The organism is Zobellia russellii, assembly GCF_044597075.1.
GTDB lineage: Bacteria > Bacteroidota > Bacteroidia > Flavobacteriales > Flavobacteriaceae > Zobellia > Zobellia russellii.
This window is the reverse complement of record NZ_CP139000.1, coordinates 854256-870710: the sequence shown is the minus strand read 5'-3', so window position 1 is coordinate 870710 and position 16455 is coordinate 854256. Positions and strand designations below refer to the sequence as shown.

Here is a 16455-nt window from a genome sequence, read left to right as displayed (position 1 = left end):
TCCTTAGCTTTAGGCAGCTGAGATATTGGTTTTAATGTAAAAAGTAAATCAGAATGACTTAGAAAAGTAGAGGCCCACGGAGCCATCCGAATAACGGGGAATTAGAGAGATATTCTTAGATTTTATAAACGGATTCCACTTGAACAAATAGTCAAAATGATAAACCAATCTTGTCACCAATATTCCTATACCAGCGCCTGCAAGGATATCTGAAATATAGTGTTTGTTGTTGAAAAGCCTTAAGCCACCCGTTACAGCCGCAAAACCAAAGCCACTGTAAGCTAGATAGGCATTGGTGCCTTTATATTCTTCATAAACTGCAGTACCTGATGCAAAAGCAATGGATGTATGACCGGAGGGGAATGCGTTATCATTAGAGCGATCGGGCCTATACTTAACAACGGAATTTTTAATTGCCCTGGTAAATACATCCGTTAGAATCATGGATACCGCCAAATTTTTTGTTTGATCAAACCAATGATGTTGTGCTTTAACTCCAGCTACATTGGCTACGACAAGGGTGGCCACCGGGGCATACCGTGTATAATCATCCAAGTGGGTGCGAAAGTCATTGCCCACCCAACCTTGAGCTGTTTCATGCAATGATATTTCAAAACCACTATCGGACAAAAGTATTCCTGTTGTAAGTAAGGAGAGGGGTAAAATTGTCCTTTTCAGTAATTTGTTCTTGCGTGGTGGCACGATGCTATCCTTTTGGGCACATAGGTTTCCTAAGGTGAAAAATACTAATAGGAGGATACAATTTTTTCTCATACGGGGGTACTGTCTTGGTGGTTTTTTATTCCTATTATCCAGAACAATACTATATTCCAAGACTTTAGAACCAAAACAATATACTAAATGTTTTAAGAGAATTCTCCGTTCGCTTTATTTTTGTTTGCTTTAGGTTTGAGGGGCAACCCTCTATGATTGTACATAAAACAGGGCCAAGAGATGGGAAAATCCACATACCCTTGACCCTGTTTTTGTTTTAAAAAACGCTGTTATTAAGCAACTTACATATTAATTTTCATTACAGCTTTGACATTCACAAATTCACGAATTCCGAACCCACCGTGCTCTCTACCATAACCAGAGTTTTTTACTCCACCAAAAGGCATATTGGGCGTGGCCAATCCAAATGAATTGATAAATACCATTCCCGTATCAAAATGTTTCTTGGCTAATTTAAACGCTTTGTCTTCATTTTTGGAGAAAATTCCTCCTCCTAATCCAAACCTACTATCATTAGCTATACGCATGGCATCTTCATTATCCTTTGCTTTAATCAGTGAAGCGACCGGCCCAAAAAGCTCGTCATCATAAGCTGGCTGTCCGGGTTCCAAGTTTTCTAGAATCGTTGCAGGGTAAAAGAATCCATCAGTATCCGGCATCTCACCGCCAATAAGAACTTTAGCTCCTTTTTTTACACTCTCCTGAACTTGCCCATGAAGAGTTTCACGTAAATCTTCTCTCGCCATTGGCCCTAAATCCGAATCCTCTTTTGTAGGGTCTCCCAATTTAACTTCTTTCATCGCTTTTACAAAAGCATCACGAAACTCATCATAGACTTTCTCAACTACAACAAATCGTTTAGCCGCTACACAAGTTTCCCCGTTATTATAAATCCTGCCCATTACGCTGGTTTTGGCAGCCAATTCAATATCTGCATCATCAAGCACCAAATACGCATCATTACTACCCAATTCAAGTACCGTCTTTTTTAGTGCGGCCCCTGCTTTTTTGGCAATTATTTTTCCTGCATCCGGGCTACCGGTTAGGGTTACACCACGAACAAGTTCATTTTCAATAATTGCATCGGACTGGTCATGTTCTATAAGCAGAACGGTAAATAGATTCTTAGGCAAGCCCGCACGCTCATAAATCTCTTGCAGTAGCAGTGCTGATCCCGTTACACCACTGGAGTGTTTTAAAAGAACCCCGTTACCCGCCATTAAATTGGCAATTGAATAACGTACCGCTTGGTAAGCCGGGAAATTCCATGGCTGTATACCGTAAATTACCCCGGTTGGAGAATAGGAGATTATCCCCTTGCCCCCGTTCGGCAATTCTCGCTCTTCATCTTTTAGATGCTCTTGACCTTCGGTTGCTGTGTATTCGCAAATAGCACTGCACAAATCTATTTCTTGAGCACTTTGTTTTAAGACTTTACCCATTTCCTGGGTCATCAGTTTGACAAACTTGTCTTTATTTTTTTTCAGCTCTTCGCCAATGGCCTTTATTATTTTTGCACGCTCAGCAAGTGATTTTAAGCGCCATTCTTTAAATGCAGTATGACATTTTTCAACTGCATTTTGAGCTTCTTCATTGCTCATATATTCATATTCCTTGATTTCCTCTCCCGTTGTTGGGTTTATTGTAGAAAATCCGTTTACTAAAGTTTCCATTTTCAATTTAGATTTTAAGGTTAAATTCTCTCTGGTCTATTGGTTGGGGATTAGTTCTCTTGTTTTTGCATCATAATCAGTGTAGCCCTTCTTACCCGTTGTATAAAAAGTATTTTTGTCCCATTCTGAAATTTCTACGTTTTCCCGAAAGCGACCTACCAAATCGGGATTAGATATAAATAGTTTTCCAAATGCTATCAAATCTGCATTTCCTTCTTCTAAAACAGCATTGGCCTTCTCTTGGTCAAAACCACTATTTATCATCAAGGTTCCATCGTATTTCGGCCTGTAGCGTTTAGCTATGTGTTGCTCGGCAAACTCAACTTCAGACACATCATTAAAAGGTTCGGATAAATGGATATAGGCCAGGTCATATTCCTTATCCAACTTCTCAATAATATAATCAAAGGTGGGAATGGTTTCTTCATCCATTGTCATCCCAAAAATGTTATGTAATGAGGGGTTAAACCGAACCCCAATTTTTATCTCAGGAATTACTTCTTTAACAGCATCTAAAACCTCAAAGAAAAAGCGAGCTCTATTTTCAATACTACCTCCATACTCGTCTTCTCTAATATTGCTGGTTCCATTAAAAAATTGATGAAATAAATAACCATTGGATGAATGTATTTCAATACCATCAAAACCAGCGGCAACTGCATTTTTGGCCGCTTGAACGAATTCATTCTTAGTGGTTTTGATATCCTCTTGGGTCATTGCCTTTGGAGTAACCGTTTTTTTGCTGCCTTCGGGCGTAAACACTTCTGTTTCCGGATTAATTGCGGACGGTGCCCAAGGAAGTTCACCATTGTGAAAATCAGGATGCGAAATTCTACCTACATGCCAAAGTTGAGCAAAAATTCTTCCACCGACCTTGTGAACAGATTGTGTCACTTTTTTCCATCCTTCTACCTGTGGTTCTGAATAAATTCCAGGTGTATTAATATAGCCAACAGCCCTCTTAGACACTTGGGTGCCTTCTGTTATTATGAGTCCGGCAGTCGCTCTTTGAGTGTAATAGGGTACATGCAAATCTTCTGTAGGTGCATTTTCATTATTATTTGCCCTACTACGCGTCATTGGTGCCATTACAACACGGTTGGGTAATTCTATATTGCCTAAAATATAAGGCTTTAAAATACTTTGTTCTTTCATATTTCCTTCTTTAAAATTCTAAGTAAGACTGTTCATCTTTAAAAGTCTAGTTCGTGAAGTTAAGGAAGGTGAAAAGGGCTCAATGATTCAATAAAAATTGATTTTAGCTTATATGTAATGGTTGAAAATGTGATGTGCCACTATTTAGCAACACACTATAAATAAGTGCTCTATAAAGCATTTAATAAATACCATCATTAGTTTGATAATTGAAATAGAACTACGACATAATATACTGCTCAATACAAGAAAACCTTTCTCACATCAAACTGCAATACTAGGTTATAGATAAAAAAATAGGGCAAAAACAAGTGTTCATGCCCTACTCCTACTAAACTAACAACTCAACAATATTGTTCTATTCCATTTTTACCAGTTGATAGGTATGTATCCAATCTACTTTCATTGTATTCATAATACTATCCTGCAGATGCTCCTTTTTAGCCAGTCCTCCTAGCCAATCTGCATCAACTGTCCACAAGTCCCAAATGATATTTAATTCCCTTGTAAAATTGCGTGCGGAAACCACATTCCCTGCTGGTTCACCGTCCAAATAAAATTGAATGTGTGTTTCGTCCTTCCACCAAACACCAAAAGTGTGGTAGGCCTCATTCCACTGTATTCCTTTAAGCGGATTGTCATTGGAGAGTTCCCTATTATCAAAATTACCTTTGTTGCGCTTGGTGTCATCATTGATTACGTGAAAATACTGGGAGTTCATTTGCCATGGAAAATCAGGTTGACAATCGCATGACGGGTTGGAATTGTTCTCAATCACATCAATCTCGTTTCGGTTTGAGATATTACCGTTGTTCAACCAAAATGTATTGTATGCGGATATGTGTGCTCCTTTTATACGGCTGACCGTGTACATGGGATAGTTAATTCGTGTTTTGGACATTACACGAGAAGACTGAAACCAACGTTCCTCATTTTCGGCCAAGGTTGCCTTAATCCATAAATTTCCATCATTTACACCAGAGTTTTCAGCAACCATATTTACCGGTACGCCATAATTCCACAAAGACTTCGTCCATTTTGTATCATCAAAAGTATCGTTAAACTCATCCGAAAGTTCAGATACCAACTTCCACTCCATTCCTTCTGGGGCTGGCGGTGGTGTTTGTCCGCTAAAATCATATTCTATATTCTCGGAAACGGGTTCTTCGGTCTCCTCTTCTTCTTCTGTAGGTGTTAATTCTTCCTCGTTAGGTAGTTTCTCCTCTGTTTTTAATTCATCTACTTCTGGGGCCGTTTCGCTTTTGCAAGAAATACATAAAATGATGAATAAAATCACTGCGCTTTTGAGAAAGGTCATAGAAGAGAATGTTGAGTCATTAATACAAAACCGAATGTAATTGTATAGACCCTACACGCCATGAAAAAACACTCAATAAAAACTTGACAAGCTCATAAAGCAACCCTACAATTTCTAATCAAAAAATTATAAAACCTTGACTATCAATATAAATACTGTTTTTATTGAGCCTGCCTGTAGTAGCCGAAATCAGTTTCTATTGCCTTGAAAAATATGATGTATCAATTCTAAAACAAGTCTATTTTAGAATGTTCGTACCGCTGAGCATAGCTCTAATTTGTTCACTATCCCAATGGTTATCAAACTCTACTACGCCTCTTTTTAAATCTTGTTCCAGTAATTTTTCTTGTTGTTCCAGCTCTTTCCTTGCCTTAAAGATATAGTCCTCATCACCTATCTTTGTTTCTTTGGCCAATCGTCTTAAACTATCTTCATCATACTTAATGAAATTCTGTGCTTGACGCTGTAAGGTGTATTTTCTAAAGCCCATTTGACTAAGAACTTCACTGGCCAATTTTAAGGAAGTTTCCAAAGACTCCCTATAAATATGGTCTATTTCCATGTTCAGGAATTCATAGGCGGCGTACCTATTTTTGGCCCGAACCATAACCTTAACCTTTGGGTAGTTACTTTTTACCGTTTTTGCCAAGGTCTTTATCACATTCTGGGTTATCCATAGCACAAATAAGAAAATTAGCCTCGGCTATACCTGCCGATTCGAGCAAATCCATACGGGTAGCATCGCCATAATGCACATCAAAACCCATTTTACGTAAAAAATCTACCCGGTTGGAATCGTGGTCCAAAATAGTGGCCTCCACACCATGAGTCCTAAGAAAACGCCCAATAGTACTTCCAAAATGACCGAAACCTACCAAGATGATCTTTTGCGATTTTGCAATGTGATCCATAGGTCTTTTTATAGATTCTTTGGTCCCAAAATGAGGTAAAAGCACTCGCTCGTTCACCATACCAATAATGGGTGTAACTGTCATAGTCAAGGCGGTAACCACCAACATAATATCCATTTGGTTTTGCTCCAGAATATTTAACTGAAACGCAAAGGACAACAGTACAAAAGCAAACTCCCCTATTTGTGCCAAACTAAACGTCAACAGCAATTTCTGATTTAGTTTCAACTTAAAGGCCGCGCCAGTGATAAACAAAATCAAAGCTTTAATAACGATTACGGACAGTAAAATGCCACCAATAGTAAGCGGACTCTTTGCTATTACGATAAAATTTATTGAAGCTCCTACGGCCATAAAGAACAGACCCAAGAGTAAATTTTTAAAAGGCTCCAAAGTACTTTCCAGTTCATGCTTAAATTCACTATTGGACAAGACTACGCCACCTAAAAAAGCCCCAAGAGCAGGGCTTAACCCAACGAGCTCCATCAAAAAAGAAATTCCGAAAACAATGAGTAGTGCAGCAGCGATTAATAATTCCCTAACACCGGTTTTGGCCACTTTACGGAGCATAGGCACTATTAGATATTTTCCTGCTACCACTATAGCGAAAACCGAGACCAAAATGGACAAGGTCTGCAATCCCAATGGTAAATTCTGAAGTAAATTAGCGTGAGTATCACCATTCTCTACAGGAGCTTTTTCCGTGTTTGCCAATAAGGGCAAAGCACCCAACATAAAAATGACAATGATATCCTGAAACAATAAAATGGAAAATGAAGACTGTCCAAAAGTGGTGTTCAACAGGCCTTTTTCTTTAATCGTCTGTAATGCAATTGCGGTAGATGACAAGGCCACCGCCATTGAAAAAGTTAAGGCTACTTTCCAATCAAAACCCAATACAATAAATAGCGAATAAGAAAGTATAATAGTCCCCATAACCTGTAAACTTCCCATGCCTACAATGGTCTTTCGCATTTTCCAGAAGTTTTTAGGCTCTATTTCCAGACCAATCAAAAACAACATCATAACTACACCAAACTCGGCAAAATGAAGAATGTCTTCTCCTTCATTTCCTATAAAACCTAAAACGTAGGGACCTATTAATACGCCTGCCATTAAATACCCCAATACTGAACTTAGTCCAAGACGTTTGGCAATAGACACGCAAATAATGGCTCCCAATAAGAATACAATAGCTTCAAAAAGTATACTACCTGTCATATCTGCGGATTTAATTGTGGAATATCATTGATAAACGAAAAGTTGCCTACGTCTGATAGGGACATATCACTTTGCAGCAAATCAATCAATTTATCATACTTATGGGCGTAATCGTATAATTCCTTATCCTCAATTCTATGGGTACCCATTACAGCAAAAGGCGGAAAGTATTGCATACCGCATAAATTTGCCGTTTGTTCAAAAGGTCTTAAAAATTCTTTTACAGAAAAACTATTGGTTCCTTGTTCGCAGTACAATGCCCTGGAGCCTCCCGTGGTAATTACGTTTAAACATTTTTTTGAGTACAATGCCTTACCGCTAGGCCCATAAGCCCAACCAAATTCCAGCACCATATCTATCCATTGCTTCATTAAGGGAGGACAACTGTACCAATAAAAGGGATGGTGCCAAATTAAAATATCATGTTCACTTATGAGCTCTTTTTCGGCCTCTACATTTACGTTAAAATCAGGGTATTTCTCGTATAGGTCATGAAATGTTACACCTTCTTTGTATTTAATCTTATCTACCAAAATGGAGTTTGCCCTAGACTTTTCAAACTTAGGATGCGAAAACAAAACCAAAATCTTTTTCATTTTGCGAATTTAGGTGAAAATGACATGTAAAAATCCATCCATTTTTCTTTTTAAAAGAAATAACCTCTACTTAATCTACTCTAATGCATAACTATAGCATCCGTAAGTTTAATCAACTCTTCAATTTTCACGTTGTTATAAGCATCCGCATGAGCTTTGTTATATCCACCACGGTCATTATCAAAATACTCACCTGATTTTGCTAAATCTGTCATACTTAAATTGTACAGAATGTCAACCCCTTTTTCTGCTGGTGACCAATGCTGTCCATACGCTTCTTTAGCCATTTTAGTATTTAATAATGAACCTGGATTTACTGCCACTACCGTAATTGATGGTTCTTGTTCTGCTAAATAAAAACTCCACATTGTTAATGCCAGTTTGCTTTGTGCGTAAGCTTCGTTGGCACCCAAGCCTGTTTTGCCTTCTAACGCATGTATATTTATAGTGGATTGTGCGGCGGAACTTAAATTCACAATTCTTGGTGCGTCCGATGCTTTTAAATTTGCTAATATGCCATTAGTTAATGCATAAGGTGCAAAGTAGTTTACCACAAACCGTATATCTGTAGTCCCACTACTACCGTTTGTCATTAAAACGCCTGCATTATTGACTAAAACATCAATTACTGGCATTTTTTCTACAACTTCTTCAGCCATTATTTTAACTGCATTTAAGTCTGAAAAATCCGCTAAAAAGCCTATTACATTTTCATTGCTAGATTGCTGTTTGATTTCTTTTAAAGTAGCGGCTAATTTAGCATCACTTCTACCGTGAATGACAACAAAGTGCCCTTCTTTAGCCAAACGCAAGGCTAGTAATTTACCTATACCGTCTGTGCTTCCTGTTATTAATATATGTTTCATTGTATTTTTTATGTTGATGAAAACTGGCAATATAACTATTGCCAGTTTTATAATTTTATTTTTATCTAATATAATAAACTACGCTTGCTGTAATTAAAATGGTGCAACGGTATCTTTAGGACCATCAGGTAAACTCCAACGTTGACGAGCCGTAACACTTTCCAAGGCAACATCTTTAATGGTGTCACTGTTACTATTCCCATAACTACTAGTACTACCACGTGGTATTTGCATACGGTCTCCATATAGCCACACCACTAAATTACTACGTTGTCCGCTTGTAATTGGGTGTGTTGCGTGTGGCACATTACCTCTATGGATAATGGCTTTTCCTGGCTCAAAAATAGCTTGTACCGTTTTTCCAGAAGCTTTATCATAAAAATCTACTTCAGATCCTGTAAACTTTTCATCCGGTAAGTTAATGTTGATATTCAAGGTAGCCGCAGAAGCATCGGTATGTGCGTGTAAATCCTTGTCTTTATCTGGATTGTATTGTATTGAAAATCCAAAAGTCTGATTGTCATAACCGTAAGTTCCCAATAATAAACGTGCTATCGGACGCATAAAACGGTCCATCATATCATTATAAAAAGCCTGAAAATTAGGTGCTGCCAAATGCCCTTCAGAACGAGGGTCTAGCATCATACCATATCGGTTTAACTGTATACCGTAAGGCGCACGTTTTGGCACTCTTGAGTTTGCAACAGCTTCTAAGTAGTTGCGGAAATCCGCTAAACGATCTACATCAAAAAACTGTGCGACATAAACTCCAGGTATAACTTCCTCCCATAAATCGGCAACAGCAGATTCTTTTTCAGGATTTTCCCAAGCGTCTTTAATAGCTTTACGTAAGCGTGGGTCAAGCAAAGTTTCGTCAGGAACTAGTAATTCGTCTTTGTTTTCTATTTCCCATTCTGCCCAAGCAGCTTCTAACAATTTACGGTTTTCATTCCAAAATTGAGAAACAAATGGATCGCGTCTTAATGATAATTCTCTTGATGGTACTTCTAAAGCACGAGCTTCAGCAAGTGCATTTGTATGTTCTATTGTTTTCATAATTATATGTTTTAAGTATAGCTACTGCTATTGTATTTTTTATCTATAACAAAATTACGCACAACCGGCTGTTCTGCTTTGGTAGTAAAAATGGTGGTTTTAGTAAAAAACAAGGTTTTGCTATTTTTAAATGAAAAATGCCTCTAAAAAGAGGCATTTGACACTATTAATCAACCATAAGGATACATTGCAAATCCTTATTTGTTTTTAGTTCTCAACTACTATTTTACCAATAGCTTTTCCGCTTTGTAAATGTGCGTAAGCATCACCAACTTCTTCTAACGAAAATTTGTTTTCATCTACTATTGGTGTTAAATGTCCTTCATTAGAAATTTCAGCCAAACGCTTTAAAATATTGCCGTGTTCCTCTCTTTTAAAATTGTGCAACATTGGTATTAGCATAAATACCACGTGTAATGATGCTCCTTTAAAATGCAACGGAGTTAAGTCTAACTCACACAACGACACCGTAGTAGAAATGTGTCCGTTTAAGGCAACAGCTTCAATAGAATTGGTCAGGTTTGCCCCACCAACAGTATCAAAAACCACATCAAAACCACCATCGGTATATTTTGCTGTGTAATCTGCTACCTTTTCAGTTTTAAAATCGATAAAAGTTGCGCCAAATTTTTCAACAATAGCTTTTTGATTATCACCAGTACCTGTAGCAAAAACTTCTGCTCCAAAATACTTTGCCAATTGTACCGCTAAATGACCAACACCACCAGAACCACCGTGTACCAATACTTTCTGACCTGCTTTTGCGCCTGCTCTTGTTAAACCTTCATAAGCTGTAATAGCTACCAAAGGTAAGGCTGCAGTTTCTCGCATTGTTAAGCCTTTTGGTTTGTGCGCTACAAGGTAGCTATCTGCTACAATATACTCCGTTAAGGTTCCTGGTAAATCGGCTAATCCGCCAGCGCAACCGTATACTTCATCGCCTACTTTAAAACCTTCTACACCATCTCCAACCGATTCTATAGTTCCTGAGAAATCCATACCTAATAAGGCTGGTGTAGCTGGTGATAATGGTAAATCGGTTCCCATATTTTTGATCATAGTGTCAATTGTATTTACACTAGATGCAGCTATTTTTACCAATACGTGATTTGCCTTTACTGTTGGTTTTTCAATTTCTGATACTTCGAAATTTCCGTTTTCTCCGTAGTTGTTTATAAGCATTGCTTTCATAATCTTTCTTCTTTTTATTGTTATAATCTATTTATCTGTGGAAATATCTCTAGCCTTAGGACAGAGACTTTATTTTATTCGCTATTCGCTATTCGCTGTGCGCAACACGCTCTACGCAAACTGCGATATGCGATTGGCGTAAAGCGTATAGCGCAAGGCACTCGGCGCCATTAATTTACTTCTTGAATATCCATTACCATTTGTTCCCAATTCTTTTGGTTGTTATGGTCAAACTGAGCGCCATTCTCATCGGCGTAGGTGAATCTTTTTATAGCTGGTGTTCTGCTTGTAGCCTGAAATAATTGATAGGCTTCTTCTTTTAAAGCTTCCTTTATTGGTAAGTCTATAGACGCATATACCGCACGTTTGCTAGCCGCAATAGAATCTGCCGGAAATTTAGAAATGCGCTCTGCCAAAGCATCTACATAAGGTCCTATTTCATCTGCATCTAATGCTTTGTTAATAGTTCCGAACTTTTCAGCTTCGTCTGCGTCCCAATCTTTTGCACCTAAAATAATTTCCAGTGCCTTTCCTAAACCTGTTTGTCTAGCCATACGTGAAGCTCCGCCACCACAAGGTAAAATGCCCATACCTACTTCCATTTGCATAAATTTGGCTTTACCTCTTGCTGCAAAACGCATATCCAGTGCCAATGCCATTTCGTGTCCGCCACCGCGCGCAAAACCTTCAATTTTAGCTATAGTTGCTTGTGGTACGTTGCTCAATCTTTCTAAAATTGCTTGTAAGTCTAATAACTGTACTTCGTTTCTCGGTACCGCTTCCATAGACATATCTCTAAGTAAGTTGGTATCATAATGACATACCCAATAATCTGGATTTGAAGATTCAAAAACCACTACTTTTACACTTCTATCGCGCTCTAATCGTAAACAAAGACTGCTTAAATCTGCTAGCATTTCTTGTCCTTGTACGTTTACTGGTCCAAAGTTGATGGTCACTGTTAAAATTCCTCCTTTTTGTTCTGCCGTAAATGTTTGAAAATTCTTGTATTCCATAGTATTGAGTTTTTGGTTAATTATTGTTCTGTTAGTATTACAGTACAAAGTTACCTAGGCACTCAAGCTTTGGATAAGTAAAAAACACAGGGCTTTTAGTAAAAAAAGAGGTAAATGGTAATTTATTGAGAAATACTTGCCTTATAAGCACCAATAGTCATTCCCTTATAACTTTGGAAAGTCTTGTTAAGGTGACTAGAATCTGTAAAGCCTAATTCCATTGCAATCTCTGAGAACTGCAGATCGGTATATTTTAATCGGGTTTCTACGAGTTTTAATTTGTAATTAAGAATGTACTTTTTTAGCGACACATCAGTATGCTTTTTAAAATATTCACTGATGTAATTGTCCGCCATATGAAACTCCTCTGCCAAGTTTTTGGTGGTCAGCAATTCCGGATTGTAAATATTGGCGTGAATAAAGTTGATGATTTGCTGAATTTTGGAGGACTCCACTATTTTGGTACTCATATCAGCATTTAAAAACTGAATGTTACGTGCAATAAGGTGAAGAATTACAGAAAGTGAATTTTGAATTATAAACAGGTCGTATGATTTCTTCTTATCGTTTTCTGCCGCCACCATTTTTATCAATGAAAGTAAATGTATTTTGTCAGATTCGGTTTCAAAACGCATTTCACGTAATTGATGACTCTCACTGTTTAAAATCCCTTCAATTTTACGAAACCAATCGTTCACCGGAAGATTTGCATTTTGCGGTGCATCTCCCCTAAAAAAGCTTTTCAAGAATTTAATGGCAATGGTAGTAGTTTCCGATTCTGGGTTTACGATATAAATATCATCTGGCACAAAAACAAAAATACTATTAGCCGAATAGTTTACCGTTTTTCCATTAATTTTTATGGTGCCGTTACCCTTTTCAAAATACACAATCTCAAAAAACCTGATGGTAGTATACTTACAAAACTCAAAAAAGGTTTGGTCTTTGTATTCTTGAATTACAATATTTTCGATTATGGTACGTGGCATAGGGATTAAAAGTACTATATAATTTTTGCTTCGGTTTCAAGCGCTAAAAATTTATGGATGTCACTAACTACAATAGACCCTTCACCTACTGCCGAAGCTACACGTTTAACCGACCCGGAACGCACATCGCCAACAGCAAAAAGTCCTGGTAAACTGGTTTCAAAAGTGTAAGGCTTTCTATGTTTGAAAACTGATTCGCCATTTAAAGCATTGTCGCAAATAGTGAGCCCTGTGTGTACAAAGCCTTTAGCATCCGTATCTATAATATTGTCTAACCACTCCGTACATGGTTTTGCGCCAACAAATGTAAATAGGTAATTAATGTTGTTTTGGACTAAAGTATCGTTTTGTTTGATTTCTACCTTTTCCAAATATGTATCCCCTTCAACCTTAACGACATTACTACCCGTTAAAACTTCAATATTATCACATGCGAAAATTCGCTGCACTAGATAGTCGCTCATTTTTGCGCCAATATCCTCGTTTCTGATGATTACATATACTTTATGCGCATGGCTTGCTAAAAACAATGCCGCCTGACCTGCGGAGTTGCCACCGCCCACAATGCCTATTTCGCTATTCTTACACATATTGGCATGCATTGAAGTGGCGCTGTAGTACACTCCGGAACCTTCAAATTTTTCAATACCTTCTAAAGGCAGTCTTCTATACGCGGCACCTGTTGCGGCAATGACCGTTTTAGCCTTTAATATAGATGTGTTGTTAGAATTAACTTCGTAATAACCATCTTTGCGCACTATGCCCTCTACCCTATGCGGCACGGATATGGTACAACCAAACTTTTGTGCCTGTATGTAGCCATTATTGGCAAGGTCACGTCCTGAAATTCCGGTAGGAAACCCTAGATAATTCTCAATTTTAGAACTTTTACCGGCTTGTCCGCCAGGGGAATTACTGTCTATGGTCAACACTTTTAAGCCTTCTGAAGCGGCATAAACACTAGCAGCCAAGCCAGCGGGACCAGCACCTACCACCAGAACATCATAAATATCATCATCCAATTGCAACCGAACACCGGTACACGTACCAATTTCATCTATGGATGGGCGAACGGAAATCTCATTCTGACTATTGATCAAAACTGGCAGGTCAGATTCTTTTAAATTGAAAGTTTCTAATAGTTGCACCAATCCGTCTTCCTTATCGGAATCAATAAAATTGTACCAAATATCATTCTTATCCATGAAATCACGGATAGCGTAGGTTTCATTGGAGTGTTCAGAACCAATTAGCTTAATACCCTGAACGTTGTTTTTAAGCGCGTCTTCACGCAATAAAAATGCATTCAGAAGTACATCGCTAATATCACTGAACTTGGCAATGGCACTTTTTAAATTTTCAGGACTTATTCTTATAAGCTGCGTATTTGCCAAGGTTTCACCACAAACCCCAACGGCTCTGTGCGAAAGAATACTACTTGAACCTGAGAATTGATGCCTGGTATGAATGGCAATATTTTCATCTTTTTTGTCAGGATCAATAATTCTGATTCCGCCAGTGAGCACCACAAAAAAATCATAATGCCGATCTCCAAAATCTAATACGACCGTTGGCTCCTTATAGAACTCTATTTCACCGTACTTCTTAAGTTTTTCTACCTGAACATTTGTTAATTCAGGAAATTTTGGATCGATCATAATTGGTTTGGTTTAAAAGGTTGCAAAAGCATTATCAAGATAGCACCAAAACCATTTTTCATTAGGTTCTGCGGAACTTATAACCGGATGCTTGGTTGCATGAAAATGTGCCGTAGCATGTTTATTTTTAGAATCGTCACAACAAAGTGTTACACCACATTCTTGACATGTGCGCAAATGCACCCAGCCATCACCAAGTTTAATACATTCCTCACAAACAAGCTCAGTAGCAGTTTTGATTTCGGAAATCGCTTTTATGTGGTCGCAAGATTTTTGCTGCATACTAACTTCTTTTTATGGAGTTCTTTAAATTTAGCGAAAGAACTTGATACTTACCACTTACATTTCATCTTAAACTAAATTAACCTTCTGGCGGATGACCATGAATTTGCTCAAAAACGGAATCAAAGTTTTCCCGAAGATAAGCGTTCAGCTTTTTCTGATAATCCAGTTTTAGCCAACTAATAAAATTATAGGTGCTTTTACTTATACACTTGCTATAAACCTGTATCCTATTATCTATATCTCCTTTAAGTAATTTTGCTAGGGCAAGAGCGTCGTATAAATCCTCACTGTTTTCTATGCAGATGTAAGCATGTTGCTCAATGGATTTTTCCAGTACCACTTTAGAAGATTGCCCCGAAAAGGTGGCATCTTTATATAAAGCCTTAATATCTAAATAAGTATCTTTGGATTTTGAAAATTCAGATTTAATGTCATCTGCCAACTCATGTTTAAAGCTACCTTCAATTTCCTCATCATCCTTAATACGGTCTATATAGAAGTTAGGCGATTTAAAAATAGCCTCCCAATCTAAGTCCGCACCCCATGGGCCAAAACGATAGATGTTATTACCTAAGTCAATTACGGTAAATTTGGATTTGTTGTTCAATACCCGCGAACCTCTACCAATCATTTGGTAATACAAAGTCAAAGACTTTGTGGCTCTGTTAAGGATAATGGTATCTATAGTGGGTTCATCAAAACCAGTGGTTAGAATACTTACGGATGTTAATATGGCATCCGGAGTTTCATGAAACCATTTTAAAATTTGTTTTCGTTGTTTTTTTGTGGCAGTATTATCCAAATGCATAATGGGCAATCCCGCATTTCTAAAAGTATGATATACCTGAATTGAAGTTTCAATACCATTGTTGAATATCAACGTCTTTTTACCTTTGGAATGCTTGGTATAAGCTTCCAGCAGTTTGTTCAACATAGACGGACTTGTATACAGGTCCGCAGAAGATTTAACCGTGTAATCCCCGTTGGAGCCTACTTCCAAAGAAGTCAATCCCATATCATACTGAAAAGTTTCCGCCCTGGCCAAAAAGTCGTTTTCTATTAAGTTTTCTATGGATTCCCCAGGAATTAACTCATCGTAATTGCTATTCATGGGTAAGTCCTTATTGGAACTCAAAGGTGTTGCTGTTACCCCAAGAACAAAAGAATTTTCAAAAAACTTGAACAGTTTTGTAAAGGAATTATAATGGGCCTCATCTACAATGACCAAACCAACATCAGAGATATCCAATATACCATCATTAAGCCTGTTATTTAAGGTTTCCACCATGGCCACATAACAGTTATAACGTTCTTGGTCGTCTAGATTGGCCATACTGTTGACTACTTTATTTATCACCCCAAAACTAGTAAGCATTTTTGAGGTCTGATTACAAAGTTCTACACGGTGGGTCATCACCAAGACCTTTTTTGAGTGATTTTTAAGGTATTGACGGACTATTTCCGAGAAAATAACAGTCTTTCCGCCTCCAGTAGGTAATTGATACAATAAGTGGTAGTCATCTCTTTCATTATCGAATTTTTCGAATATTCGACTAATGGCACCTTGCTGGTAACTATATAGTTCTTTATCCGTTTTCTTTTCCTGTATTTCAAATAAGGGCTCTTTCATTATATCTTTTTCTAAAGCATGCAAAGGTAAAACCTTCATTAACTTATTGCTAATATATCGTCAGGCTTTCCATAAACAATTCACTTTATTCGTCATAAATAATAAAAACCCGTTCAAAGTAATTTGAGTGTTGTTGGAAACTGAACCCTTCTTTA

Annotated in this window: 13 protein-coding genes and 1 pseudogene; all 14 read right to left on the bottom strand. The window is 37.7% G+C overall.

Annotated elements, in window-relative coordinates; genetic code table 11:
• Positions 1-48 precede the first annotated feature (48 nt).
• Complete coding sequence (locus tag SJY45_RS03630) at positions 49-774, bottom strand: phosphatase PAP2 family protein (protein ID WP_400073302.1); 726 nt, start codon at positions 772-774, stop codon at positions 49-51.
• A 242-nt stretch (positions 775-1016) separates the two neighbouring features.
• A complete protein-coding gene (locus SJY45_RS03625) occupies positions 1017-2408 on the bottom strand; it encodes an NAD-dependent succinate-semialdehyde dehydrogenase (RefSeq protein WP_400073301.1) in 1392 nt (463 codons plus the stop codon).
• Between the two features lie 36 nt (positions 2409-2444).
• Positions 2445-3563 carry an alkene reductase gene (locus SJY45_RS03620; protein WP_400073300.1) on the bottom strand — a complete coding sequence of 373 codons (1119 nt, stop codon included), beginning with the start codon at positions 3561-3563 and terminating at the stop codon, positions 2445-2447.
• 358 nt (positions 3564-3921) lie between these two features.
• On the bottom strand, positions 3922-4881 hold the full coding sequence (locus tag SJY45_RS03615) for a beta-agarase (RefSeq protein WP_400073299.1): 960 nt from the start codon (positions 4879-4881) through the stop codon (positions 3922-3924).
• A gap of 238 nt (positions 4882-5119) precedes the next feature.
• Positions 5120-7013: pseudogene (locus SJY45_RS03610) on the bottom strand (monovalent cation:proton antiporter-2 (CPA2) family protein).
• A complete protein-coding gene (locus tag SJY45_RS03605; protein WP_215440354.1) occupies positions 7010-7609 on the bottom strand; it encodes an NAD(P)H-dependent oxidoreductase in 600 nt (199 codons plus the stop codon). The pseudogene SJY45_RS03610 and the gene SJY45_RS03605 overlap by 4 nt, the downstream one beginning before the upstream one ends.
• 80 nt (positions 7610-7689) lie before the next feature.
• Positions 7690-8475, bottom strand: a complete 786-nt coding sequence (locus SJY45_RS03600) for an SDR family NAD(P)-dependent oxidoreductase (RefSeq protein ID WP_400073298.1) — start codon at positions 8473-8475, stop codon at positions 7690-7692.
• 93 nt (positions 8476-8568) lie between these two features.
• On the bottom strand, positions 8569-9531 hold the full coding sequence (locus tag SJY45_RS03595) for a 2OG-Fe(II) oxygenase (RefSeq protein WP_400073297.1): 963 nt from the start codon (positions 9529-9531) through the stop codon (positions 8569-8571).
• 207 nt (positions 9532-9738) lie between these two features.
• Entirely contained in the window at positions 9739-10722 is a 984-nt protein-coding gene (locus tag SJY45_RS03590; RefSeq protein WP_400073296.1) for a zinc-dependent alcohol dehydrogenase family protein, read from the bottom strand.
• Between the two features lie 170 nt (positions 10723-10892).
• Entirely contained in the window at positions 10893-11738 is an 846-nt protein-coding gene (locus tag SJY45_RS03585; RefSeq protein ID WP_276472470.1) for an enoyl-CoA hydratase/isomerase family protein, read from the bottom strand.
• Positions 11739-11860: 122 nt separating this feature from the next.
• Positions 11861-12727 carry an AraC family transcriptional regulator gene (locus SJY45_RS03580; protein WP_400073295.1) on the bottom strand — a complete coding sequence of 289 codons (867 nt, stop codon included), beginning with the start codon at positions 12725-12727 and terminating at the stop codon, positions 11861-11863.
• A gap of 14 nt (positions 12728-12741) precedes the next feature.
• A complete protein-coding gene (locus SJY45_RS03575) occupies positions 12742-14385 on the bottom strand; it encodes an FAD-dependent oxidoreductase (RefSeq protein WP_400073294.1) in 1644 nt (547 codons plus the stop codon).
• A 12-nt stretch (positions 14386-14397) separates the two neighbouring features.
• The gene (locus SJY45_RS03570) at positions 14398-14667 is read right to left on the bottom strand and encodes a UBP-type zinc finger domain-containing protein (RefSeq protein WP_400073293.1); all 270 of its coding nucleotides are present in this window, start codon (positions 14665-14667) and stop codon (positions 14398-14400) included.
• 79 nt (positions 14668-14746) lie between these two features.
• Positions 14747-16300 (bottom strand): DEAD/DEAH box helicase, encoded by a 1554-nt coding sequence (locus SJY45_RS03565; RefSeq protein ID WP_400073292.1) that lies wholly within the window; start codon positions 16298-16300, stop codon positions 14747-14749.
• Positions 16301-16455 lie beyond the last annotated feature (155 nt).

What these genes read in the sequence shown, in the direction of transcription:
- SJY45_RS03630 (WP_400073302.1), bottom strand. Translation starts at nt 774, where the DNA reads ATGAGAAAAAATTGTATCCTCCTATTAGTATTTTTCACCTTAGGAAAC.
- SJY45_RS03625 (WP_400073301.1), bottom strand. Translation starts at nt 2,408, where the DNA reads ATGGAAACTTTAGTAAACGGATTTTCTACAATAAACCCAACAACGGGA.
- SJY45_RS03620 (WP_400073300.1), bottom strand. Translation starts at nt 3,563, where the DNA reads ATGAAAGAACAAAGTATTTTAAAGCCTTATATTTTAGGCAATATAGAA.
- SJY45_RS03615 (WP_400073299.1), bottom strand. Translation starts at nt 4,881, where the DNA reads ATGACCTTTCTCAAAAGCGCAGTGATTTTATTCATCATTTTATGTATT.
- SJY45_RS03605 (WP_215440354.1), bottom strand. Translation starts at nt 7,609, where the DNA reads ATGAAAAAGATTTTGGTTTTGTTTTCGCATCCTAAGTTTGAAAAGTCT.
- SJY45_RS03600 (WP_400073298.1), bottom strand. Translation starts at nt 8,475, where the DNA reads ATGAAACATATATTAATAACAGGAAGCACAGACGGTATAGGTAAATTA.
- SJY45_RS03595 (WP_400073297.1), bottom strand. Translation starts at nt 9,531, where the DNA reads ATGAAAACAATAGAACATACAAATGCACTTGCTGAAGCTCGTGCTTTA.
- SJY45_RS03590 (WP_400073296.1), bottom strand. Translation starts at nt 10,722, where the DNA reads ATGAAAGCAATGCTTATAAACAACTACGGAGAAAACGGAAATTTCGAA.
- SJY45_RS03585 (WP_276472470.1), bottom strand. Translation starts at nt 11,738, where the DNA reads ATGGAATACAAGAATTTTCAAACATTTACGGCAGAACAAAAAGGAGGA.
- SJY45_RS03580 (WP_400073295.1), bottom strand. Translation starts at nt 12,727, where the DNA reads ATGCCACGTACCATAATCGAAAATATTGTAATTCAAGAATACAAAGAC.
- SJY45_RS03575 (WP_400073294.1), bottom strand. Translation starts at nt 14,385, where the DNA reads ATGATCGATCCAAAATTTCCTGAATTAACAAATGTTCAGGTAGAAAAA.
- SJY45_RS03570 (WP_400073293.1), bottom strand. Translation starts at nt 14,667, where the DNA reads ATGCAGCAAAAATCTTGCGACCACATAAAAGCGATTTCCGAAATCAAA.
- SJY45_RS03565 (WP_400073292.1), bottom strand. Translation starts at nt 16,300, where the DNA reads ATGAAAGAGCCCTTATTTGAAATACAGGAAAAGAAAACGGATAAAGAA.